This window comes from Methylorubrum sp. B1-46 (genome assembly GCF_021117295.1).
Classification (GTDB): Bacteria; Pseudomonadota; Alphaproteobacteria; order Rhizobiales; family Beijerinckiaceae; genus Methylobacterium.
This window is the reverse complement of record NZ_CP088247.1, coordinates 1611675-1633307: the sequence shown is the minus strand read 5'-3', so window position 1 is coordinate 1633307 and position 21633 is coordinate 1611675. Positions and strand designations below refer to the sequence as shown.

At 72.1% G+C, this 21633-nt stretch carries 27 protein-coding genes; 25 read left to right on the top strand and 2 right to left on the bottom strand.

Annotation, left to right across the window (positions count from 1 at the left end):
* Positions 1-4: 4 nt before the first annotated feature.
* The 8 genes from LPC10_RS07670 (at position 5) to LPC10_RS07635 (ending at position 7298) form a co-directional block, all read left to right on the top strand.
* The gene (locus tag LPC10_RS07670) at positions 5-637 is read left to right on the top strand and encodes a precorrin-8X methylmutase (protein ID WP_231346158.1); all 633 of its coding nucleotides are present in this window, start codon (positions 5-7) and stop codon (positions 635-637) included.
* Positions 637-1434, top strand: a complete 798-nt coding sequence (locus tag LPC10_RS07665; RefSeq protein WP_231346157.1) for a precorrin-2 C(20)-methyltransferase — start codon at positions 637-639, stop codon at positions 1432-1434. The genes LPC10_RS07670 and LPC10_RS07665 overlap by 1 nt, the downstream gene beginning before the upstream one ends.
* Complete coding sequence (cobJ, locus tag LPC10_RS07660) at positions 1431-2192, top strand: precorrin-3B C(17)-methyltransferase (RefSeq protein WP_231346156.1); 762 nt, start codon at positions 1431-1433, stop codon at positions 2190-2192. The genes LPC10_RS07665 and cobJ overlap by 4 nt, the downstream gene beginning before the upstream one ends.
* A 410-nt stretch (positions 2193-2602) precedes the next feature.
* A complete protein-coding gene (locus tag LPC10_RS07655; RefSeq protein ID WP_231346155.1) occupies positions 2603-3031 on the top strand; it encodes a hypothetical protein in 429 nt (142 codons plus the stop codon).
* A complete protein-coding gene (locus LPC10_RS07650) occupies positions 2955-4259 on the top strand; it encodes a DNA-packaging protein (RefSeq protein ID WP_370644674.1) in 1305 nt (434 codons plus the stop codon). The genes LPC10_RS07655 and LPC10_RS07650 overlap by 77 nt, the downstream gene beginning before the upstream one ends.
* A gap of 47 nt (positions 4260-4306) precedes the next feature.
* Entirely contained in the window at positions 4307-5479 is a 1173-nt protein-coding gene (locus LPC10_RS07645; RefSeq protein WP_231346154.1) for a phage portal protein, read from the top strand.
* A 57-nt stretch (positions 5480-5536) separates the two neighbouring features.
* A complete protein-coding gene (locus LPC10_RS07640; RefSeq protein WP_231346153.1) occupies positions 5537-6007 on the top strand; it encodes an HK97 family phage prohead protease in 471 nt (156 codons plus the stop codon).
* Positions 6008-6035: 28 nt separating this feature from the next.
* Positions 6036-7298 carry a phage major capsid protein gene (locus LPC10_RS07635; protein ID WP_231346152.1) on the top strand — a complete coding sequence of 421 codons (1263 nt, stop codon included), beginning with the start codon at positions 6036-6038 and terminating at the stop codon, positions 7296-7298.
* Between the two features lie 11 nt (positions 7299-7309).
* Here the strand turns inward: LPC10_RS07635 and LPC10_RS07630 are convergent, their stop codons facing one another.
* Both LPC10_RS07630 and LPC10_RS07625 read right to left on the bottom strand, forming a co-directional pair.
* Entirely contained in the window at positions 7310-8158 is an 849-nt protein-coding gene (locus LPC10_RS07630) for a trypsin-like serine protease (protein ID WP_108939422.1), read from the bottom strand.
* A 146-nt stretch (positions 8159-8304) separates the two neighbouring features.
* Positions 8305-9060 carry a trypsin-like serine protease gene (locus LPC10_RS07625; protein ID WP_231346151.1) on the bottom strand — a complete coding sequence of 252 codons (756 nt, stop codon included), beginning with the start codon at positions 9058-9060 and terminating at the stop codon, positions 8305-8307.
* A gap of 33 nt (positions 9061-9093) precedes the next feature.
* Here LPC10_RS07625 and LPC10_RS07620 point away from each other — a divergent pair, with 33 nt between their 5' ends.
* From LPC10_RS07620 to LPC10_RS07540, 17 genes are all read left to right on the top strand, one after another.
* Positions 9094-9669, top strand: a complete 576-nt coding sequence (locus LPC10_RS07620; RefSeq protein ID WP_231346150.1) for a hypothetical protein — start codon at positions 9094-9096, stop codon at positions 9667-9669.
* 22 nt (positions 9670-9691) lie between these two features.
* A complete protein-coding gene (locus LPC10_RS07615; RefSeq protein ID WP_231346149.1) occupies positions 9692-10033 on the top strand; it encodes a head-tail adaptor protein in 342 nt (113 codons plus the stop codon).
* Positions 10030-10449 carry a DUF3168 domain-containing protein gene (locus LPC10_RS07610; protein WP_231346148.1) on the top strand — a complete coding sequence of 140 codons (420 nt, stop codon included), beginning with the start codon at positions 10030-10032 and terminating at the stop codon, positions 10447-10449. The genes LPC10_RS07615 and LPC10_RS07610 overlap by 4 nt, the downstream gene beginning before the upstream one ends.
* Positions 10450-10478: 29 nt before the next feature.
* Positions 10479-10889 (top strand): phage major tail protein, TP901-1 family, encoded by a 411-nt coding sequence (locus LPC10_RS07605; protein WP_231346147.1) that lies wholly within the window; start codon positions 10479-10481, stop codon positions 10887-10889.
* A gap of 2 nt (positions 10890-10891) precedes the next feature.
* Positions 10892-11218 (top strand): gene transfer agent family protein, encoded by a 327-nt coding sequence (locus tag LPC10_RS07600; RefSeq protein ID WP_231346146.1) that lies wholly within the window; start codon positions 10892-10894, stop codon positions 11216-11218.
* A gap of 62 nt (positions 11219-11280) precedes the next feature.
* Positions 11281-11445, top strand: a complete 165-nt coding sequence (locus LPC10_RS07595) for a phage tail assembly chaperone (RefSeq protein ID WP_231346145.1) — start codon at positions 11281-11283, stop codon at positions 11443-11445.
* Entirely contained in the window at positions 11445-12017 is a 573-nt protein-coding gene (locus LPC10_RS07590; protein WP_231346144.1) for a phage tail tape measure protein, read from the top strand. Before LPC10_RS07595 ends, LPC10_RS07590 begins: the two co-directional genes overlap by 1 nt.
* Positions 12018-12079: 62 nt before the next feature.
* Complete coding sequence (locus tag LPC10_RS07585) at positions 12080-12721, top strand: DUF2460 domain-containing protein (protein ID WP_231346143.1); 642 nt, start codon at positions 12080-12082, stop codon at positions 12719-12721.
* Between the two features lie 11 nt (positions 12722-12732).
* Positions 12733-13626: a DUF2163 domain-containing protein gene (locus LPC10_RS07580; protein WP_231346142.1), complete on the top strand. Its 894-nt coding sequence runs from the start codon at positions 12733-12735 to the stop codon at positions 13624-13626.
* A 7-nt stretch (positions 13627-13633) separates the two neighbouring features.
* Positions 13634-14098: an NlpC/P60 family protein gene (locus LPC10_RS07575; RefSeq protein WP_231346141.1), complete on the top strand. Its 465-nt coding sequence runs from the start codon at positions 13634-13636 to the stop codon at positions 14096-14098.
* Between the two features lie 28 nt (positions 14099-14126).
* Positions 14127-18035, top strand: coding sequence for a glycoside hydrolase/phage tail family protein (locus LPC10_RS07570; protein WP_231346140.1), 3909 nt, complete (start codon positions 14127-14129; stop codon positions 18033-18035).
* Positions 18036-18066: 31 nt separating this feature from the next.
* On the top strand, positions 18067-19149 hold the full coding sequence (locus LPC10_RS07565) for a DUF2793 domain-containing protein (RefSeq protein WP_231346139.1): 1083 nt from the start codon (positions 18067-18069) through the stop codon (positions 19147-19149).
* Positions 19150-19196: 47 nt separating this feature from the next.
* A complete protein-coding gene (locus tag LPC10_RS07560) occupies positions 19197-19757 on the top strand; it encodes a lysozyme (RefSeq protein WP_231346138.1) in 561 nt (186 codons plus the stop codon).
* Positions 19758-19807: 50 nt separating this feature from the next.
* Positions 19808-20380 carry a hypothetical protein gene (locus LPC10_RS07555; protein ID WP_231346137.1) on the top strand — a complete coding sequence of 191 codons (573 nt, stop codon included), beginning with the start codon at positions 19808-19810 and terminating at the stop codon, positions 20378-20380.
* A gap of 62 nt (positions 20381-20442) precedes the next feature.
* Entirely contained in the window at positions 20443-20796 is a 354-nt protein-coding gene (locus LPC10_RS07550) for a hypothetical protein (RefSeq protein ID WP_231346136.1), read from the top strand.
* 20 nt (positions 20797-20816) lie between these two features.
* On the top strand, positions 20817-21044 hold the full coding sequence (locus tag LPC10_RS07545) for a hypothetical protein (RefSeq protein WP_231346135.1): 228 nt from the start codon (positions 20817-20819) through the stop codon (positions 21042-21044).
* 195 nt (positions 21045-21239) lie between these two features.
* The gene (locus LPC10_RS07540; RefSeq protein ID WP_231346134.1) at positions 21240-21611 is read left to right on the top strand and encodes a PepSY domain-containing protein; all 372 of its coding nucleotides are present in this window, start codon (positions 21240-21242) and stop codon (positions 21609-21611) included.
* The last annotated feature ends 22 nt before the right edge of the window (positions 21612-21633 follow it).

The window sequence follows — 21633 nt, the reverse complement described above, 5'->3', positions numbered from 1 at the left end:
TGCGATGAGTGCCCGCCACGACTACATCCGCGACGGCGGCGCGATCTACGCGCGTTCCTTCGCGATGATCCGCGCCGAATCCGATCTCGCCTGCTGGTCCGGCGCGGCCGAGCGGGTCGTGGTGCGGATGATCCATGCCTGCGGCATGACCGACCTGCCGCGCGACGTGGAGATGTCCGACACCTTCGCGGCCGCGGGCGAGGCGGCGCTGAAGTCCGGCGCGCCGATCCTGTGCGACGTGCGCATGGTCGCCGACGGCGTCACCCGCGCCCGACTGCCGGCCAAGAACGAAGTGATCTGCACGCTGGGCGATCCGCGCGTGCCGGATCTGGCAGCGGAGATGGGCACCACCCGCTCGGCCGCGGCGATGGAGCTGTGGCGGGACAAGCTGCCCGGCAGCATCGTCGCCGTCGGTAACGCGCCGACCGCTCTGTTCCGCCTGCTCGAACTGCTCGACGAGGGCGTCGCGCCTCCGGCGGCGGTGATCGGCATCCCCGTCGGTTTCGTCGGCGCGGCGGAATCGAAGGAGGCTTTGGCGCGGGACGGGCGCGTGCCCTTCGTCGTGGTCCACGGCCGCCGCGGCGGCAGCGCCATGACGGCGGCGGCCGTCAACGCGCTTGCCAACGAGATCGAGTGATGGAGGGGAGCGTGCGCATCGACGCCCCGGCCGAGACCGCGGACGGCGCGGGCGAGACCCCCGCCATCGCCAAGACCGGCACGCTCTACGGCGTCGGCATGGGACCGGGGGACCCGGATTTCCTCACCGTGAAGGCGATGCGGGTGCTGGAGCACGCCCCCGTGCTCGTCCATTTCTGCAAGCGGGGCAAGCGCGGCAACGCCCGCACCATCGCCGACGCGGTGGTGTGCGACCCGACCCGCGAGTTTCCGCTGGCCTATCCCTACACCACCGAGCTTCACCCGGATCACCCGGAATACGTCTCGGCCCTGGCCGGCTTCTACGACGAGGCGGCGGGGCGGCTCGCCGACCATCTCGACGCGGGCCGCGACGTGGCGATCCTGTCGGAGGGCGATCCCTTCTTCTACGGCTCCTTCATGCATCTGTGGCGGCGCCTGAAGGACCGTTTCCCCGTGGAAGTCATCCCCGGCGTCACCGGTATGTCAGGCTGCTGGACGCGGGCCGGTACCCCGATCACGTGGGGAGACGACGTGCTGACCATTTTGCCCGCGACCCTGCCGCGCGAGGCCCTGGTGGAGCGGCTGAAGGGGACGAATGCCGCCGTCATCATGAAGCTTGGCCGTCACCTGCCGAAGGTGCGCGGCGTGCTGGCCGAGACCGGTTTTCTCGCCCGCGCGGTCTATGTCGAGCGCGGCACCATGGCGGGCGAGCAGGTGGTGCCGCTGTCCGAGAAGGCGGACGACGTTGCGCCCTACTTCTCGATGGTGCTGGTGCCCGGGGAGGGCCGCCGCCCGTGAGCGCGTCCGGGAGCGTCATGATTATCGGCCTCGGGCCGGGCGATCCGCGCCTGCTCACCGAATCGGCCCGCGCCGCCCTCGACCGGGCGCAGGATCTGATCGGCTACATTCCCTATGTCGCCCGCGTGCCCGAGCGCGCGGGGCTGACGCGCCACGCCAGCGACAACCGGGTCGAGGTCGACCGCGCCCGCCACGCGCTCGAACTCGCGATGTCCGGCCGGCACGTCGCCGTCGTGTCCGGCGGCGATCCCGGCGTGTTCGCCATGGCGGCCGCCGTGTTCGAGGCGGTGGAGCACGGCCCCGCGGACTGGCGCGACCTCGATATTCGCGTCGAGCCCGGCATCACCGCGATGCTCGCTGCCGCCGCCCGCCTCGGCGCGCCGCTGGGCGGCGATTTCTGCGCGATCTCGCTCTCCGACAACCTCAAACCCTGGGAGGTCGTGACCGCTCGGCTGGAGGCGGTTCTGCGGGCGGGGCTGAGCGTGGCCCTCTACAACCCGATCTCTTCGGCGCGCCCCTGGCAGCTCGGGCGGGCCCTGGCACTCGCCGCCGAGATCCTGCCGCCCGCCACGCCGGTCATCTTCGCCCGCGCCGTGACTCGGCCGGACGAGTCCCTGCAAGTGCTGACCTTGGACGAGGCCCGCACCGCGTCGGCCGACATGGCGACCATGGTCATCATCGGTGCGCCGACGACTCGGCTGATCGAGCGGGAGGGGCGGCTGCCTTTCGTCTACACGCCACGGAGCGTGACAGCCTGACGCGAAGGCCGATAGGGGCATGTTCGAAGTCGAAAATGGCGTCGGCCGAGGTCCGATGCCTCGACCCCGACGCCGGAGAGGCTTTAGAACACCCCGAAAAACCACAGTAGAAGAATGATCGGCAGAGGAATGCCGATCAGCCAGAGAAGTCCACCTTTGAGCATCTGCTGACTCCCATTCATTGGCTGCGGTGATGCGCACGCCTTGCTACAAAGACCAGCGAAGCTCGGTTCGCGTTCCTCCTTTGTGTAGAAATTCATAGCAGGTCCGCGTCCTCGGCCTTCCGCCGCATGCCCTATTTTCGGACTAAATTCCGATTTCGGTCAAGAATAGGAATTTATGGTTTGACACCGCGACGCTCCTCGTGTAGGTAAAGGGCACGCTCAAGAAGTGTGAATGGAGACGCCGCGATGCCGGACCCCTCCGAACCACGCGGTGAGCCCGGGCCCAGCGCCCCTTCGCAGCCGAACTCTCGAAAAGCGCGCAAGCGTGCACCCGATGCCAAGCGGCTGCGGGCGCGATTGCGGACGCATATCGAACGGCAGATCGAGCGCTTCGATGCCGCTCTCAACGCCGAGCCGCCGCCCACCGGGTTCGATTCCGGAAAGGTGCTGCGCGATCTCGGCGGGTTGAAGAACCTGCTCGACGACATGAAGGCGGCCGATCGGACCGTGCGGGAGGGAGGAACGGATGGCGCGGCCGGCCGATCATCCCTGTCCGCCACCGATCTCGTGGCGATGCGCACGGATATCGCGCGCCGCTATGCTGCATTCGCGGCAGCGGAGCCGAACGTTGGCGTTCCTGAACCGACTCACGCCGGCGCATCTGCGCCTGCTTGAGACCGATTGGCTCCATTTGGCGCGGCACGACCAGCTTCCGCCACCGGGAGATTGGACCACCTGGGCGGTGATCGGCGGGCGCGGTTCCGGAAAGACCCGAACCGGCGCCGAATGGGTGCGCGGCCTCGCCCATGGCGACCCGGTGTTCTCAGTGGAGCCGGTCGAGCGGATCGCGCTCGTCGGCGAGACCTTTGCTGATGTGCGCGACGTGATGATCGAGGGGCCGTCCGGCCTCCTCGCTCTGCCGCGGTTCGGCGGGGAGCCGCCGATCTGGCAACCGTCGCGGCGGCGGGTGGTGTTCGGCAACGGCGCCGTGGCGCTCGTCTTTTCGGCCGAGGAGCCGGATTCCCTGCGCGGGCCGCAATTCGGCGCCATGTGGTCCGACGAGATCGCCAAGTGGCGTGAGGCCGAGATCACCTACGACATGATCCAGTTCGGTCTGCGGCTCGGGCGCCATCCGCGCGGCCTCGTCACTACGACGCCGCGCCCGGTGCCGCTGATCCGCCGGTTGCTCGCCGATCCGCGCACGGTGGTGACGCGCTCGCGCACTGCCGACAATGCAGCGAACCTCGCACCGAGTTATCTGGAGGATGTGGTCGGCCGCTATGCCGGCACCCGTCTCGGCCATCAGGAACTCGACGGTGAAGTGATCGAGGATCGGCCGGATGCGCTCTGGACCCGCGACGCCATCGAGCGGGCGCGCGTCCGTGAGGCGCCGCCGCTGCAGCGCATCGTCGTCGCGGTCGATCCGCCGGCCTCGTCGCGGGCCGGGGCCGACGCCTGCGGGATCGTCGCGGCGGGGCTCGCGGCCGATGGAGCTGCCTATGTCCTGGCCGACGCGACCCTGGAACAGGCCGCGCCCGCTGTTTGGGCGCGCGCCGCGCTGGCCCTGTATCACCGGCTGAAGGCCGACGCGCTGGTGGCCGAGATCAACCAAGGCGGGGAGATGGTCGTCGCGGTGCTCGCCGAGGCAGACCCCAGCGTGCCCATCGTGACGGTGCGGGCAAACCGAGGCAAGTGGCTGCGGGCCGAGCCGGTCTCGCTGCTTTACGCCCAGGGGCGCGTCCGCCATGTCGGCCCGCTGCCGCCACTTGAAGATGAGATGTGCGCCTTCGGTCCCGGTGGTCTGCCGGGCGGCGGTTCACCGGATCGGCTCGATGCGCTGGTCTGGGCGCTCACGCATCTGATGCTTGCCTCCGCGGCCGAGCCGCGGATCCGCCGACTCTGACGGCCGCGGTTAATTTCACGTGAAACATTGCTGGCGAGGAGCGTGCCATGCCTGGATTCATCGCGCGGCTCGCCAGGGCTGCCGGGTTCGCGCCGGCGACGAAAGCGGCCACGGCTTTCGCCCTCTACGGAGAGGGCAGGGCGGTTTGGACGACGCGCGATTACGCGGCTCTGGCGCGCGAAGGCTTCCAGCGCAACGCTGTCGTTCATCGCGCTGTCCGGCTCGTCGCCGAAGCCGCCGCCGCCTTGCCCTTGACGTTGGCCGGCGCCGACGATGCGCACCCGTTGATGGCGCTGCTCGCGCGTCCGAATCCGCGCGAGGGAAGGATGCGCTTCCTCGACGGGGTCTACGGACACCTTCTGGTCTCCGGCAACGCCTATATAGAAGCGGTCGAGATCGACGGCACGCCGCGCGAACTGTTCTCCCTGCGGCCGGACCGGATGCAGGTCGTGACCGGGGCCGATGGCTGGCCGGCGGCTTACGAGTACGCCGTCGGCGGCCGGCGCCTCCGCTACGAACAGGCCAGCCCGGTGCCGCCGATCCTGCACATGACGCTGTTCAACCCACTCGACGACCATTACGGCCTCTCGCCGATGGAGGCGGCGGCGGTGCCGCTCGACATTCACAATGCGGCCGGCGCCTGGAACAAGGCGCTACTCGACAACGCGGCGCGTCCGTCCGGTGCACTCGTCTTCGCTCCTTCGACCGGCACGGCGCTCAGCGACACGCAGTTCACCCGTCTCAAGGCGGAGCTGGAAGCGAGTTACCAGGGGAGCGCCAATGCGGGCCGTCCGTTGCTTCTCGATGGCGGGCTTGACTGGCGCCCGCTCTCGCTTTCACCCAAGGAGATGGACTTCGTCGAGGCGAAGGCGGCGGCCGCGCGCGAGATCGCACTGGCCTTCGGCGTGCCGCCGCTGCTGCTCGGCCTTCCCGGCGACAACACCCACGCCAACTACGCCGAGGCCAACCGCGCCTTCTACCGCCAGACGGTGATCCCGCTGGTGCGCCGCACCGCCGACTCGCTCGCCCGCTGGCTGGAGCCGGCCTTCGGCACCGCCCGGCTGGAGCCGGACCTCGACGCCGTCGAGGCGCTGGCGACCGAGCGCGAATCGCTGTGGCGCCGGGTGCAGGGCGCCGACTTTTTGTCGGAGGCCGAGAAGCGCGAGGCCGTTGGCTATCCGGCGCAAAGATCGGGGCTAGGCACCGGCTCTCCGGCCTGAGGCCCCGGTACGATCCGGGCAGAGCCCGCACTTCACTCCTCTCTTCGAGGTTGTTCGATGGATGGCCATTTCACCGGCTACGCCAGCCTGTTCGGCGTGCCCGATCTCGGCCGCGACACCGTCCTGCCGGGAGCGTTTGCCGCAAGCCTCGCCCGGCGGGGCGCGCGTGGGGTGCGGATGCTGTGGCAGCACGATCCGGCCGAACCGATCGGCTCCTGGCTTTCCCTCACGGAGGACGGACGGGGTCTGCGTGTCGCTGGGCGGCTCAACCTCGCGGTCCAGCGCGCCCGCGAGATCGACGCGCTGATGCGCGAGGGCGCCCTCGACGGCCTTTCGATCGGGTTTCGCGTGGTGCGGGCGTCCCCCGAACGCGGCGGACGGCGGCTCCTCGCCGTCGATCTGTGGGAGGTCTCGCTGGTGACCTTTCCCCTGCAGCCCGATGCGCGGGTGATCCGCGCCGCAGCCCCGCGCCCCTTCGTCCCACCGCGCCCGCGCCTCGCCGCTCCTCCGCTCGCGGCGCGCGCCTGACACTTTCCCTTCCACCAATGAGGATGCCATGACCGAGATGCGTTTCGAGACCAAGGCCCCCATGGGCCTGCCCGAGAACAAGGCGGCGACGTTCGGCACGGAAGCCGTACTCGACGAGTTCGCCCGTGCCTTCGAGGCCTTCAAGGAGGCCAATGACACGCGGCTCTCCGAGATCGAGACCCGGCTCACCGCCGATGTCGTGATCGAGGAGAAGCTTGCCCGTATCGACGCCGCTCTCGATCAGGCGAAGGGTCGGCTCGACCGGATCAGCCTCGACCGCGCCCGGCCGCCGCTCGGTCGGGATACCCCGCGCGACGCCTCCACCACCGAGCACAAGGCTGCCTTCGACCTCTACGTCCGCGCCGGCGAGAGCGCCGGGCTGAAGCGACTGGAGGAAAAGGCGCTCTCCGCCGGCTCGGGACCGGATGGCGGCTATCTCGTGCCGCCGACAATCGAGCGCGAGGTCTTGCGTCGTCTGGCCGAGATCTCGCCGATCCGTGCCATTGCCACGGTCCGCGCCGTCTCCGGCGGCCAGTACAAGCGGGCGGTCTCGGTGAACGGTCCCGCCGCGGGCTGGGTCGCCGAGACGGCGCCCCGGCCGCAGACGGACGCGCCGAGCCTGTCCGAACTGAGCTTCCCGGCGATGGAACTCTACGCCATGCCGGCGGCGACGCAGACCCTGCTCGACGACGCTGTGCTCGACATCGATGCGTGGCTGGCGGAGGAAGTCGAGACGGCGTTCGCCGAGCAGGAGAGCGTCGCCTTCGTCACCGGCGACGGCGTCGGCCGGCCGAAGGGCTTCCTCAGCTACGATACGGTGGCCAACGCCGATTGGGAGCCGGGCAAGCTCGGCTTCGTGGCGACGGGGGCGGCCGGCGCCTTCCCCGCGAGCAACCCGAGCGACGTGTTGTTCGACCTGATCTACGCTTTGCGCGCCGGATACCGCCAGGGCGCGAGCTTCGTGATGAATCGGCGGGTGCAGAGCGCGATCCGCAAGTTCAAGGATGCGGACGGCAACTATCTCTGGCAACCGCCGCTGGCCGCCGACCGCGCCGCGACCCTGATGGGCTTCCCCCTCGTCGAGGCCGAGGCGATGCCCGACTTCGGGGCGGGGAACCATTCCATCGCATTCGGCGACTTCAAGCGCGGCTACCTCGTAGTGGATCGCGTGGGCCTGCGGACCCTGCGCGATCCGTATTCCGCCAAGCCCTACGTACTGTTCTATACCACCAAGCGCGTCGGCGGCGGCGTGCAGGACTTCGCCGCGATCAAGCTGCTTCGGTTCGCCTGAGCGGCGCTCCCTCAGTAAGCCCGCCGCCGGCCGGGCCGGGCCATCCACTCGGTGCGCCCGGCCTGTGCGGCGGCCATGTCCGGGGCCATCGCCTCCATCTCGGCGGCGCGCGAGGAGATCCAGCTCGCGTGCTCGCCGGTGGGTGTCACGGCGGTAAACCCGCCGCAGGCGGTGCGGGCGCGCCGGTCCTGGCGCATGGCGCCGCTCGACCAGCTCACGACGCCGACCATCTGGCCGCCGCGCAGGATCGGGCCGCCGGAATCACCCAGGCAGGCGCCCGCGCCCGCGGTCTCGGCCATGCGCCGCGCATCGGTCACGACGGTGACGCGATTGGCGACCTGCAGCGAGCCGATCGAGACGAGATGGGCGGTGCGCAGCGTCCGCGCGGTGTTGCGGCGGTTCTCGGCGAGCACGCCGAAGCCGGCAATGTCCACGTTGTCGCCGGTGGTGATCGCGCCGCCGCGGGGATCGAGCGGGCGGAAGCCGGGTCCGGCCGGCTGTTCCAGCTTGATCAGGGCAAGATCGATGCCCGGCTGCTCCTCCGGCGTCGTGCCGGGGACGAATTCGGGATGCATCGAGACCGCGACGGCGCGCAGGCGGCGCTGGCGGAAATTCGGATCGACCACGACCACGTTGTAGCCGGCCTTGTGCATCACGCAGTGGGCCGCAGTGAGCACAATGTCCTGCGCGATCAGGGTGCCGGAGCAGATCTCACCCTGCGTGCTCTCGATCCGCACCACCGACGCGCGCAAGCCCCCAGGATCGCGCGAGGTGCGGCCCTCGACCACGGCCTGGGCCGAGAGCGGGACAAGTCCCAGCAGGGCACCGAACAGGCACGCGCGAAGGGGGCTCGCAACCATTTTTTCCGTTCTCCAGGGCCTGGGCGCGGTCCGCAGAGGGCTGCGGCCGAATCCCGGACCGGTTGAAGCGTATCCGAAGCCAATTCGGCGGCCAAGCTCCGGTTCCGCCTTGGTGTCCGCGGCAGGATCACGATCGGTTAAGGACGTCACCACCGTGCAGAGGTCCCCCAGCCGGCCAGCGTCCGGTCGACCCACGCCCGCTGCGGCCCGAGCAAGATGCCTTGAGTCAGGCCGCCGCACGCGTCCTTCACCCAGGCGGCCACCGCCATCACCGCGGCACCCTCCAGAATCGGCCCGCCGGAATCCCCCTGGCAGCCGCCCGCCCCCTTGGACTGCATCCAGACCAAGATGCGGCTCGGGCCGTAGGGTTCGATCACGGTGAGGGTGGCGCCGCGATAGCGGCCGATCGAGCGCCGGTCGCCGCCCCGCGTGGCGCCGTAGCCGGCCAGCGTCAGGCTCTGGCCGGCCCGCGGCATCGCGCCGCTCAAATCCGCCGGTACAAAGCGGGCGGGCAGCGGCTCGCGGGTGCGCAGAAGCGCCAAATCGATGGAGCGGGTGCGCCCGCGGATCGCATCGCCGTCGTAGCCGGGATGAAGGCTGCGGGCAGCGACTTCGGCCAGCACCGGGCGCCCCGTCTCGTCGCGGTAATGCACGCGGTTCTCGCCCGCGCCCGCCACGCAATGGCCGGCGGTGAGCACCGCGTCCGGTGCGACCACGATCCCTGAACACACTCCGCCGCCCGCGGTCAGCACCATCACCGCCGAGGTCGCGCCCGGCACCGCCGCGCCCTCGCGGCCGCCGACGATGGCGGCTGCCGGCGTGGCGGCGAGCAGGGCCGCGAGGGCGGCCGCCCGGAGAGCAGGGCGCGCCGAGCGGGCGGCGGGCGGGGTCGGCGCACGCATCGAGGGCGAGGAACGCTTTCAGGAGAGACTGGCATGATCCCGATACGCGTCGAGGAGACCGGCGTCGAGCCGGTGAGCGTGGCCGAGATGCGCGGCCATCTCCGGCTCTCCTCCGATGAGACCGCCGAGGATGCCCTGATCGCCCGCCTGATCCCTGCGGCGCGGGCGGCGGTCGAGGCGGCCACCCGTCGGCTGTTGCGGTCCGCCCGCTTCCGGGTGGTGCTGGCGGCCTGGCCCCAGCTCGGTCTGCTGCCGCTGCCGCTGAGCCCCCTCGTCGCCGTGCTGCGCGCCGGGCGGGTTGATGCGGGCGGGACCCTCGTCGCGATCGAGCCGGGACCGATCCGGATCGGGCCCGACCCTTGGGAGGCACCCTGTCTCCTGTTCGGGCCGGACCTGCCGCCGCTCGGCGCAGCCTCGGCGCTGGTCGAGGTGAGCGCCGGCTGCGGCGGCGAGGGACCGTCGGTCCCCGAGCCCCTGGTCCAGGCCCTGCGCCTGACGGTCGCGGATTGGTTTGAGAACCGCGGCGATGCGGGCCGCGAGTGCGCGCCCCGGCCGCTGCCGCCGGAGGCGGCGGGCCTCGCCGCCGCCTGCCGCCGGATGCGGCTCTGACCCCGAACCTCTGAGGCCGATTATGACGCACAGACCGCTCGGCGCGCGGCGACGCCGCCTCGTGCTCGAACTCCCCGTGGATGAGCCCGACGGATTCGGCGGCCGGCTCCGGCGCTACGTCGCCGGGCCGGTTCTGTGGGGATCGCTGGAAGCGCTCGGCGGCGTCGGCGCATCCCGCGGCGGGCGCGACGACCGGCCGGGCCTCTATCGGGCCAGCCTGCGCTACCGCCCCGGCGTCACCCCGTCGATGCGCCTCGCCGACGGGGCGCGCCGCTTCGCGATCCGCGCCGCCGCCGACCCTGACGGGCGCCGCCGCGATCTGGTCTGCGAGGTCGAGGAGATGATCGAGGAGTCGGTGCCGTGACGCGATCGAGCCCTCTGCTGGCGCTGCGGGCCGGCCTTCTCGCCCGCCTTGCCGGCGATGCGCCGCTGGCCGCGCTGATGGGCGGTCGCCTGCGGCTCTACGACGAGCCGCCGCGGGGCGCCGCCCCGGTCTACGCGGTGTTCGGACCGAGCGAGGCCAGCGACGACTCGGTCGAGGGCGCCCGGCGCCACCGCCACGCCTTCGCCCTCACCGTTTTCGCCAAGCCGGGCTCGGCCCGCTCCGCCCTGGAGGTGGCCGAGCACATCGCCGGCCGCCTCGATGAGGCCGACCTCGTCTTGAGCGGCCACGTCCTCGTCTTCCTGCGCCTCAAGAGCCTCGCCGCTCTCCGCGACGAGCGCACCGGCGAAGCGCGGGCGACCCTCTCCTTCGAGGCGGTGACCGAAGTCGCCGCCTGACTTTCCCCGAGAACAGCGGAGCCGCGAGCATGGGCGCACAGAAGGGCAGGGACCTCCTGGTCCGAGTCAGTCACGGGGCCGACGGCTTCGTCGCGGTGGCGGGCCTGCGCGCCCGGCAGCTCGCCTTCAATGCCGAGACGGTGGACGTCACCAACGCTGATTCCGCCGGCCGCTGGCGTGAGCTGCTGGCCGGTGCAGGGGTGCGCCGCGCCGCGGTCGCGGGCTCCGGTGTGTTCCGCGACGAGGCCTCCGACGCACGCCTGCGCCAGACGTTCTTCGACGGCGTGATCGAGCTGTTCCAGATCGTGGTCCCCGATTTCGGCACGATCGAGGGCCTGTTCCAGATCACCAGCCTTGAGTACCGCGGCGAGCATGCGGGTGAGGTCACCTTCGACATCGCCCTCGATTCCGCTGGACCCTTGAGCTTTACGGGGGCGTGAGCATGGCCAACCGCCGACGCGGCGAGGTGCCGCTGACCTTAGGCCACGAGCGCTACACGCTCTGCCTCACCCTGGGCGCGCTGGCCGAACTGGAGGACGCACTCGGCGCGGGTGATCTCGTGGGCCTTGCCGAGCGCTTCGCCGACGGCCGGCTCGCGGCCCGCGACGTGATCGCGCTGCTCGGCGCGGCGCTGCGCGGCGGCGGCCACGTCCTCGACGACGAGGCGGTTGCCCGCCTGCCGCTCGACGGCGGACTGGCGGCCGTGACCGCCGCGCTCGGCGAGGCGCTGGTCGCGGCCTTCGGCGCGGCGCCGCCCGCGGACCCTTAATCCTCACGGGAGGTCACGCGCCGGAGACGCCCGTCTCCGCCTTCCCGTGGGATACGGTGCTGATGCTCGGTCTTTCGACCCTGCGCTGGCGCCCGCGCGACCTCTGGGCGGCCACACCCCGCGAACTCGCCGCCGCGTCCGGCCTGATCCGTCCGGCGCCCGACGCGCCGAGCCGGGCCGATCTCGACCGGCTGCTCGCCGCCCATCCCGATCCGGGGGTTCTCTGATGTCAGACGGCGACCGCGGCACGACCGAGCGCGCCAGGCAGCTCGAAACCCTCGACCGTCTGGCCCAGCGCTTCGGCCAGACCCTGTCCTCGGCTTTCGACCGGAACCTCAATGCCGGGCGCCAGCTCGACGGGGTGCTGGCCTCGCTGGCGAGCAAGCTCTCCAACGTCGCGGTCAAGGCGGCGCTCGCGCCCGTGAAGACGGGCGTGACGAGCCTCGTCAACGGCCTGCTGAGCGCGGCCTCCGGTGCCGGCACCACGGCGCTGGCTAGCGGCGGCCTCGTTGCCGACGGACGGATCGTGCCGTTCCGCCTCGGTGGCGTTCTCGGGGGCGGGCGGGTGCGCCCCTTCGCGGCCGGCGGCGTCGTCGCGGCGCCGACCTATTTTCCGCTTGCCGGCCCGGAGGGCGGCACCGGCCTGATGGGCGAGGCCGGGCCGGAAGCGATCTTGCCGCTCCGGCGCGGCAGCGACGGCCGCCTCGGGGTCGCTGCCGGCGGGGCCGAGCGGCCGGTTTCCGTCACCGTCAACATCGCCACGCCCGATATCGAGGGCTTTCGCCGCTCCGAGGCCTAGGTCGCCGCCCGCCTCGCCCGCGCCGTCGCCCGCGGTCGACGAGCGCTCTGAGGAGCACCGCGATGCCATCCGACTTCCACGAAGTCCGCTTTCCGCTCGACGTCGCGTTGCGCGGCAGCGGCGGGCCGGTGCGGCGCACCGAGATCGTCACGCTGGCGTCGGGCCGCGAGCACCGCAACAGCCGCTGGGCGGATTCGCGACGCCGCTACGATGCCGGGCTCGGCATCCGCACCCTCGACGCGCTGCATGCGGTGCTCGGCTTCTTCGAGGAGCGGCGCGGGCGGCTCTACGGGTTCCGCTACCGCGACCGGGTCGATCACCGCTCCGACCCGCCCTCGCGGACGCCGACACCGACCGACCAGCGGATCGGCACCGGCGACGGCACGACCCGCGTCTTCGGGCTCACCAAGACCTACGGAAGCGGGCCGGAGGCCTACCGCCGGACGATTGCCAAGCCGGTGGCCGGCAGCGTGCGCGTGGCCGTGAACGGCGTCGAGGTGGCCGCCAGGACGGTTTCCGTCAATCCGGCGACGGGGCAGCTCACCTTCGCCGTGGACGCGGTGCCGCCGGTGGGCGCCGCCGTCACGGCCGGCTTCGAGTTCGACGTGCCCGTCCGCTTCGACACCGACGAACTCACCGTCGATCTCGCCGCCTTCACCGCCGGCGAGGTGCCGCGGATCCCGCTGATCGAAATCGTGCCTTGAAGGGAAAGCCGATGCGCGCCGTCCCGCCCCGCCTCGCCGCCCGCCTGGAGGGCGGCGCCACGACGCTCTGCCGCTGTTGGGCCCTGCGTCGCCGCGACGGCCTCGTCCTCGGCTTCACCGACCACGACCGCGATCTCATCCTCGGCGGTGTGACCTACGCTGCCCGCAGCGGGCTGGAGGCGGCCGAGGCGAGCGCGGAACTCGGCTTTGCCGTCGGCGGCGGCGAGGTGGCCGGCGCCCTGACCTCGGCCGGGATCACCGAGGCCGACGTGGCGGCCGGGCTCTATGACGGGGCCAGGGTCGAGACCTGGCTGGTCGATTGGGCCGAGCCCGAGGCGCGCCTGCTCCTCGACGTGGCGACCTTGGGCGAGATCCGCCGGGAGGGCGGCGCTTTCGTGGCCGAGCTGCGCGGGCTGATGCACCGCCTCGATGTCACGGTGGGGCGCAGCTACCGCGCCGCCTGTGACGCCGATCTCGGCGACGCCCGCTGCCGTGTCGATCTGAGCGATCCGCGCTTCCGCACCGCCGGCACGGTGCGGGCCGTACCCGAGCCCGGCCGGCTCGCCGTCGCGCTGAGCGGGAGCTTTCCCACGGGCTGGTTCTCCGGCGGGCGCCTCACATGGGAGACGGGCGCCCATGCCGGACAGGCCGCCGACCTCCGCTTCCACCACCGCGACGGAGAGAGCGTGAGCCTCGACCTGTGGGACCCGCCGCCGCGTCCGAGCGCACCGGGCGACGCCTTCACCCTCGTCGCCGGTTGCGACAAGAGCTTCGCCGCCTGCCGCGGGAAGTTCGCCAACACCCTCAACTTCCAAGGGTTTCCCCACATGCCCGGCAACGATTTCGTGCTGCGCGCCGGTCCCGAGACCGGAGCCCGCCTCGACGGCTCCAGCTTGTTCCGGTGAGGCGGTCATGGATGAGGATGCATCCTCGCTGCCCGAGCGGATCGTGGCGGAGGCCCGCGCCTGGGCCGGAACACCGTATCGGCATCAAGCCTCGCTGAAAGGCGTCGGCTGCGACTGCCTCGGCCTGTTGCGTGGGGTCTGGCGCGGGGTACTCGGCCCCGAACCGGAAAAGGCCCCGCCCTACGCCGCCTCTTGGGCCGAATCGGTACTTGCCGGCAGCGACCCGCTGCTCGACGCGGCGCGCCGGCACCTCGTGTCGATCGCGGAACCGCTGACGGCCTATCGGCCGCACGCCGGGGACCTCCTACTCTTCGCCTTCCGCGCACATTTGCCGGCAAAGCACTGTGCGATCGCCACGGGCCCGGAGGCGATGATCCATGCCCATGACGGGGCATCGGTAACCGAAGTTGCACTGACGCCCTGGTGGCGGCGCCACCTCGCCCACGCCTTCCGCTTTCCTGATCCGCCCTAATGATTCTCGCGCCTGCCGGAGGCCCGCCATGACCACGCTCGTCCTGCAAACCGCCGGCGAGGCGGTCGGCAACGCGCTCGGCGGTCCCATTGGCGGGATGATCGGGCGCGTGGCCGGCGCGGCCGGGGGCGCGGCGCTCGACGATGCCCTGTTCGGCACCGGCACGAGCCCGCGCTTCGTCGAGGGGCCGCGGCTCTCCGAGCTCGGCGGCCTCGCCTCCACCGAGGGCGCGCCGGTACCCCGCGTCTACGGCCGCGCCCGCATCGGCGGCACCCTGATCTGGGCGACGCGTCCGCTCGAGGTCGCTAACACCAAAGTGGAGCGCTCCACCTCCGGCTCGAAAGGGGGATCGGGCGGGCAGAAGACGGTGCGCACCACCTACAGCACCTTCATCAATCTCGCGGTCGGGCTCTGCGTCGGCGAGATCGCCCTCGTGCGCCGGGTCTGGGCCGATGGCAGCGAGCTCGACCTGACGACGCTCAACGTCCGGGTTCATACCGGCTCGGCGATGCAGGCGCCCGACCCGCTCATCGTCGCCAAGGAGGGCGCGGACAACGCGCCGGCCTATCGGGGGCTCGCCTACATCGTGTTCGAGCGGCTGCCGCTCGCCGCCTTCGGCAACCGCATCCCGCAATTCGCCTTCGAAGTGATCCGCCCGGTCGCGGGGCTGGCCGCTAAGATCCGCGCGGTCTGCCTGATCCCCGGCTCCACCGAGTTCGGCCTCGACCCCCTCGCCGTCAGCGAGGATGCGGGGTTCGGCGCTACAAAGCTGGCTAATCGGATCCAGTTCCAGGGAGCGAGCGACGTCATCGCCTCTCTCGACGCGCTCCAGGCCCTGTGCCCGCGGCTCGAACGGGTCTCGGTGGTGACGAGCTGGTTCGGCGACGATCTGCGCGCCGGGCATTGCACCGTGACCCCGCGGGTCGATTCGACGGCAAAGGCGACGACCGGCGAACCATGGTCCGTCGCCGGGCTGAGCCGCGCCGCGGCGCGGGCCGTCTCACAGGACAGCGGCACGGCGGCCTATGGCGGCACGCCGTCCGATGCCGGGCTCGGGCGGCTGGTGGCGGAGCTGACCCGCCGTGGACTCGCGGTGGTGCTCTATCCCTTCGTGATGATGGATGTGCCGGCGGGCAATGCCCTGCCGGACCCGTACCGGCCCGGCGAGACGCAAGCTGCCTATCCCTGGCGCGGGCGCATCACCTGCGACCCCGCCCCCGACCGGCCCGGCAGCCCGGACAGCACCGCCGCCGCGGTCGATCAGGTGGCGTCCTTCTTCGAGGGACCGCAGGGCTACCGGGCGATGATCCTGCACTATGCCGGCCTTGCCACCGGCTGGGCAGCGGCGGGAGCGCCGCTCGCCGGCTTCATCCTCGGCAGCGAGTTCGTCGGCCTCACGCGGGTGCGCGGACCGGGCAGCACCTACCCGGCGGTCGCGGGGTTTCGCCGCCTCGCCGCCGAGGTTCGCGCCCGCCTCGGCGAGGGCGTGAGCCTCGTCTACGCCGCCGACTGGACCGAGTACGGCGCTCATGTCCGCGAGGGCGGCGCCTCGGTGCGCTTTCCCCTCGATCCGCTCTTCGCCGACCCGGCGGTCGCGGCGGTCGGCATCGACTACTACCCGCCGCTCTCGGACTGGCGCGACGGCCCGGACCACCGCGACGCGGCCGAGGCCACGAGCCTCTACGACCGCGCCTATCTCAAATCCCGCCTCGGCGCGGGCGAGGCCTTCGACTGGTATTATGCGAGCCCCGAGGACCGTCTCGCGCAGCGCCGCACGCCGATCACCGACGGCGCCCACGGTCAGCCGTGGATCTACCGCGCCAAGGATCTCGTCGCGTGGTGGTCGAACCCGCATGTCGAGCGCGAGGGGAGCGTCGAGACCGGGCCGACCGCCTGGGTGCCGAAGGGGAAGCCGATCTGGCTCACAGAGATCGGCATTCCGGCGGTCGACCGCGGCACCAACGGACCGAACGTCTTCCCCGATCCGAAATCGTCGGAGGACGCCCGCCCGCCCTTCTCCCGTGGCACCCGCGACGACCTGATCCAAACCCGCGGCCTCGACGCGATCCTGACACGCTTCGATGCCGCGGCGGAGGGTTTTGAGCCGGCTCACAATCCGATTTCGTCGGTCTATGGCGCCGGGATGATCCCGGCCAACGGCATCTCTGTCTGGGCCTGGGATGCGCGGCCCTTTCCGGCCTTCCCCGACTTCACCACTGTGTGGGCGGATGGCGACAACTGGGCGCTCGGCCACTGGATCACCGGCCGGATCGAGGGGGTCGAACTCGATCGGCTGATCGCGGCGATCCTCACCGATCTCGGCATCGACGCGAGCCTCGACATCGACGCCGCCGGTTTCCTCGACGGCGCCGTGCTCGACAGGCCGCTGTCCGCCCGCGAGGCGCTGGAACCGCTCGCCCGGTTGTTCGGCCTCGACGTCGCGGTCTCGGCCGGCACGTTGCGGATCCGCGACGGGCGCATGAGCGCTCCCGTCCCGCTGGAGGCGGGCGAGTTGGTTCTCGGCGAGGGCGAGGCGGCCTCCCTGCGCCGGGTGCGGGGGCAGGAGAGCGAGCTGCCGCGTTCCGTCGCGGTCGGCTTCTCCGACGGCGAGAGTCCGGATTATCGCCGCGCCACCGTGTCAGCTGCGCGCCCGGCCGGAGCGCGGCGGCAGGAGGCGCGCGTCGAGGCGGCCGTCGTCACCCGGCGCGAGGCCGCGCAGGCGCTGGCGGAAGCCGTCCTCGACGCGGCGCTCGCGGGCCGCGACACGGCCACCTTCAACGTGAGCCCGCGCCGGATCGATCTGGAGCCCGGAGACCTCGTGGCCCTGCCGGGTGAGACCCGCGACGCGCTCCACCGGATCACCCGTATCGACGATGTCCCCTCGGGGCGCCGGATCGAGAGCCGGGCCGTGCCGCTGCCCCGGCCCGATCCCGCACCGCCCGCGCCGGTTGCGCGGGCCGGCCGGACACCGCCGGCGGTGCCGGGGCCGGTCTTCGCCGTGCCGCTGGTCCTGCCGGTGGAGCGGGGCGATCCGGTGCCGCTCTCCTATCTCGCAGTCTCCGCCGATCCCTGGCCCGGCGCGGTCGCGGTCTGGCGCGCGGCCGGCGAGGGGGCGCCGTTTGCGCTCCACCGCACCCTCGACCATCCGGCCTGTCTCGGCCGCACGCTGACCTCGCTGGCGCCGGGCCCGCTCTGGCGCTTCGACCGCACCGCCCGCCTCGATGTCACCCTGCGCCACGCGGAGGGTTTGAGCGCGATCGGCGAAGCGGCGGCGCTGGCGGGCGGAAACCTGTTCGCCGTGACCGGCGCCGACGGGGCGGTCGAGATCCTGTCCGCGGCGCGAGCCGAGCTGATCGGAGCCGCAACATGGCGGCTCTCCGGCCTGCTCCGGGAACTGGCTGGCAGCGAGGCGGCCGCGGGCCGGCCGGCAGGGGCGGGCAGCCTGATCGTGCGCCTCGACGACGGGGCCGTCCGGCCGCTGGTCGACCGGCTCGACGAGGCCGGCCGCCGCTTCCTCTACCGCGTCGGCCCGGCCGAGCGCGACCCGGCCGACCCCGCCTTCGTCGGCTTCGCCGCCACGGCCGATCTGACCGCCTTCGTGCCGTTGAGCCCGGTCCATCTGCGGGGCCGGCGCATGGCCGAGGGCATCCGCTTCGACTGGGCCCAACGGGCGCGGCGTGACGCCGATGCCTGGGAGCCGGCCGACGTGCCGCTCGGCGAGGAGAGGGAGGCCTACCGCCTCGACATCCTCGCCGAGGATGGACGCACCCTGCGCAGCCTGAGCGCCGCCACGACGAGCGTCCTCTACGCGAGCGCCGACGAGATCGCGGATTTCGGCACGCGCCGCACCGAGATCGATGCCGCGGTGGCGCAGATCGGCACGCTGGCCGGCCCCGGTCCCGCCCGCCGGGCGCGGGTGAGCCTGCGCATGGTCTGACACGTGATCCTCGCACGCGACGGAGTGGCCCATGGCCGACACGACCCCGAGTCTCGCCCTGCCGCTGATCGCGGGAGGGCAGGCGCAGAAGCACGTCACCCATAACGAGGCGCTGGCCCTGCTCGACGCGCTGGTGCAGCTCGCCGTCCTCGACAAGGACCGCACTGCGCCTCCCGCGAGCCCCACCGAGGGTGACCGCTACCTGATCGCCGCGAACGACCCGAGCGGGGCCTGGACCGGCTGGGCCGGCCGCATCGTCCGGTTTCAGGACGGGGCGTGGCTGTCCCTGACGCCGCAGGCGGGCTGGACCGCCTTCGTCGCCGACGAGACCGAACTTTATACCTTCACCGGCTCGGCTTGGCGGCCGTTCCGCGCGACGCTCACCGCGCTCGACGGTCTGACCCGTCTCGGGATCGGCACGGGGGCGGATGCGGACAATCCCTTTGCGGCCAAGCTCAACAAGGCGCTCTGGACCGCGCTGACGAGCGTCGAGGGCGGCAGCGGGGATCTGCGCTACACCCTCAACAAGCAGGCGGCCGGCAACGTCCTCTCCCTGCTGATGCAGACCGGCTTCTCCGCCCGCGCCGAGATCGGGCTGACCGGCGACGACGACCTCCGCGTCAAGGTTTCCCCGAACGGCGGCACATGGTTCGAGGCGCTGCGGATCGACCGCGCGACGGGGCAGGTCGCCTTTCCCGGCCGCGTCACGGTCGCCAACGTGCCGGTGCTGACCGCACAGGTGATCGCGGGCAACAGCGGGCCGGGGACCGTGACGGCCGGCGCGACGCGGTACTTCACCAACGCTCTCGTCGGCAGTCATCAGAGCGAGGTCTGCGCCGCCGCCGGCCGGCGCGGGCGCTTCCGGCATCTGCGCATCGTGACACAGAGCGCGCCGGGCGCCGGCCAGAGCTGGACCTTCACGCTCCAGAAACTCTTCACCGACACGGCCCTGACCTGCTCGATCTCGGGGACCGGCTCCAATCAGGCGGCCGACCTCGTCAACAGCGTGGTCTTCGAGAGTTCGGACCGCTGGTGCCTCAAGATCGTGTCGAGCGGCGGGGCGGCGGCCACGACCAACATCCTGTTCTCGCTGCTGTTCGAGGGCTTGGATTAGGCCGCTCGTCCCTCACGCCCCAACCCCCTCGACATCGGAGAACGACGATGGACCTCAGCGCCGTCGGCCGCACCGTGCTGATCGCCCGGGAGGGGCGGCGGCTGGAGGCCTATCGCGACAGCGTGGGCATCTGGACCATCGGCGTCGGCCACACCGCCGCCGCCGGACCGCCGGTGCCGCGGGCGGGCCTGCGCATCGGCGCGGCGGAGGCGGACACGATCTTCGCCCGCGACGTGGCGGCCTTCGTCCGCGCGGTGGCCGAGGCGATCCCCGAGCCGCTGCCGCAGCACGCCTTCGACGCGCTGGTCTCACTCTGCTTCAACATCGGCCCAGCGGCTTTCCGGCGCTCCACGGTGCTGCGGCGCCTGCGGGCTGGCGACCGGGCGGGCGCGAGCGAGGCGATCCTGATGTGGAACCGCCCGGCGGCGATCATCGCCCGCCGCCAGGGCGAGTTCGACCAGTTCCTTACCCCCTACGAGACCGCCCTGCCGCGGGCCCGGCGCGGTGATGCGCGGCCGGTCTCGGCGCCCGTCGCCCCGGCCTCGCCGGTCGCGGCCCGATCTGGCTGGCGCGCCCGCCTGCGGGACTGGCTGCGCGCTGCCCGCTGAACGCTTCCCTTGAACGCGTCCCTTGCCGCCCTCTGAAAAGGACCACAGTCATGGCGCCCACCCTCGTCTTCGCCCGAACCGCCGCCAGGGTCTTTCTCCTCAGGCCGGTCCTGCCGCCGCTTCTCCTGCTCGGCTGCTGCGCACCCGCGCACGCGACGCCGCTCCCTGCCGACGCCGCCGCGTTCGTCCTGCCCTGGGGCGATGCCGTGCTGGCGCTCGTCCAGGGTGCGACCGCGCTGCTGACACCGGTGCTCGTCGCGGCGCTTGCGGCGGCGCTCGCCCGCTTCAGCGGCCCCTTGCGCCTTCTCGTCACCGACGCGCTGGTCGAGCGCCTCGTGCGCAACGCCACGGATTACGCCCTGAACGCGGTGGCCGGCGCCGTCCATGGGCGCCGGCTCACCGTCTCCGTCGGCTCGGCGGTGATTGCCCGCGCCGTGCAGCGGGCCCTCGATCAGGCGCCGGGCTGGCTGCTCCGGGCGGCCGGCGGGGGCGAGGGGGTCGCGGAGAAGGTGTTCCGGTCCTTGCCTCTCGAGGCGGCGGCGACGACCGGAAACACCCTCGCGCCGGCTCTGGAGCACGCCCTGGGGCACCGGCCCGCGCGCGGGGCCCGCGAGACGGCCTGACCCTCCGGTGTCGCACACCACCGGACGCGATGATCCGGGTGTTCGTGCCGGGAGTGGGACCCATGGACAAGATCGCCGCAGAAGCCGCGCGCCTCCTCTTCGCCGATGGAGGCGCCGGTTGGATCGTCGCGGTGTTGCTGGGGGTGGCTTGCCTCCACCTTTACCGCGACGGCCTGCGGGTGCTGGAGGCGCGCATCGCCGAGACGGGGGCCACCGCCGCCGCCCTGGAGCGCGCGTCCCAGACCAACGCCGCGGTGGCCGCCGCCCTGGAGAGCCGCACCCGCGTGCTGGAGGATCTGGTCCGGCTCACAGGCGAGACCGCCCGCGCCGTCGCGCGCAGCGACGAGCGCGCGCGGGAACGGTTCGAGGATCTCCTGCGGCGCATCGGTGAGCTGCAGAACCGGCCAAGCCTCTGAGCTGTCAAAGGAAGTCTCCCATGTTTGCTCCCGCTCCCGCCGCCGGCCCGGACCGGCCCGCACGGTGGTCCTCGCGCCGAAGCCGGTCCCGTGCCGCCGTCGGACGCCTGGCGGCGGCCCGCCACGGCTTCGAGCGCTCGCTGATCGCCCTGCGCCGGGCCGCGCTCGACGCCGTCGACAGCGGGGATCTCGCGTGCCTCGCCCTGCGCGTCTGCGGCGAGCGGCGCCTTCGCGCGAGCGCCGAGTGAGCACTCGATACGGATGGGCCGCGCGCTCCCGACGGGGAACCCCAGGGCCGATCCCGCCTTGTCCTCGGCAACATCGCCGACCCGGACATGCCCCTCGACCGTAAGACAGAATTCGCGCCGAGCGCATCACCGAGAGCGTCTGCGCTCGCGAACATTCAGGGCGCATTCAGTGCACTGGCGCAACAGTCACTCCCGATGCGCCAAGCTCTCGCCCTGTTGATCGTCGTCTCGACCGCCGCGGTTCTCGCGGCGGGGGCGGTCGGCCCGCTCGCCGAGGAGACCGGGGCGCTTGCGCCCGCGCCGGTGCGTCAGGAGCCCCTGAACCGCGGCGATGATTGCCTTTCGCCCGCCGATCTGCGCGAGGCGGTGGCGGAGAAGCGCGTCGTGCCGCCCATCGCCGCGATCCGCGCGGCGCGCCAGATCATCCCCCGTGCCGAGATCCAGCGGGCGAGCCTGTGCCGGCACGAGGCGGGGCTCGTCTACCTGCTGACGGCCTTGCGCCGGGACGGGCAATTCATGCACGTCATGGTCGATGCCCAGTCGGGGCAAGTGAGCGGGCAATGGTAAGGTGGTCGGTCAGGGCGCCCTT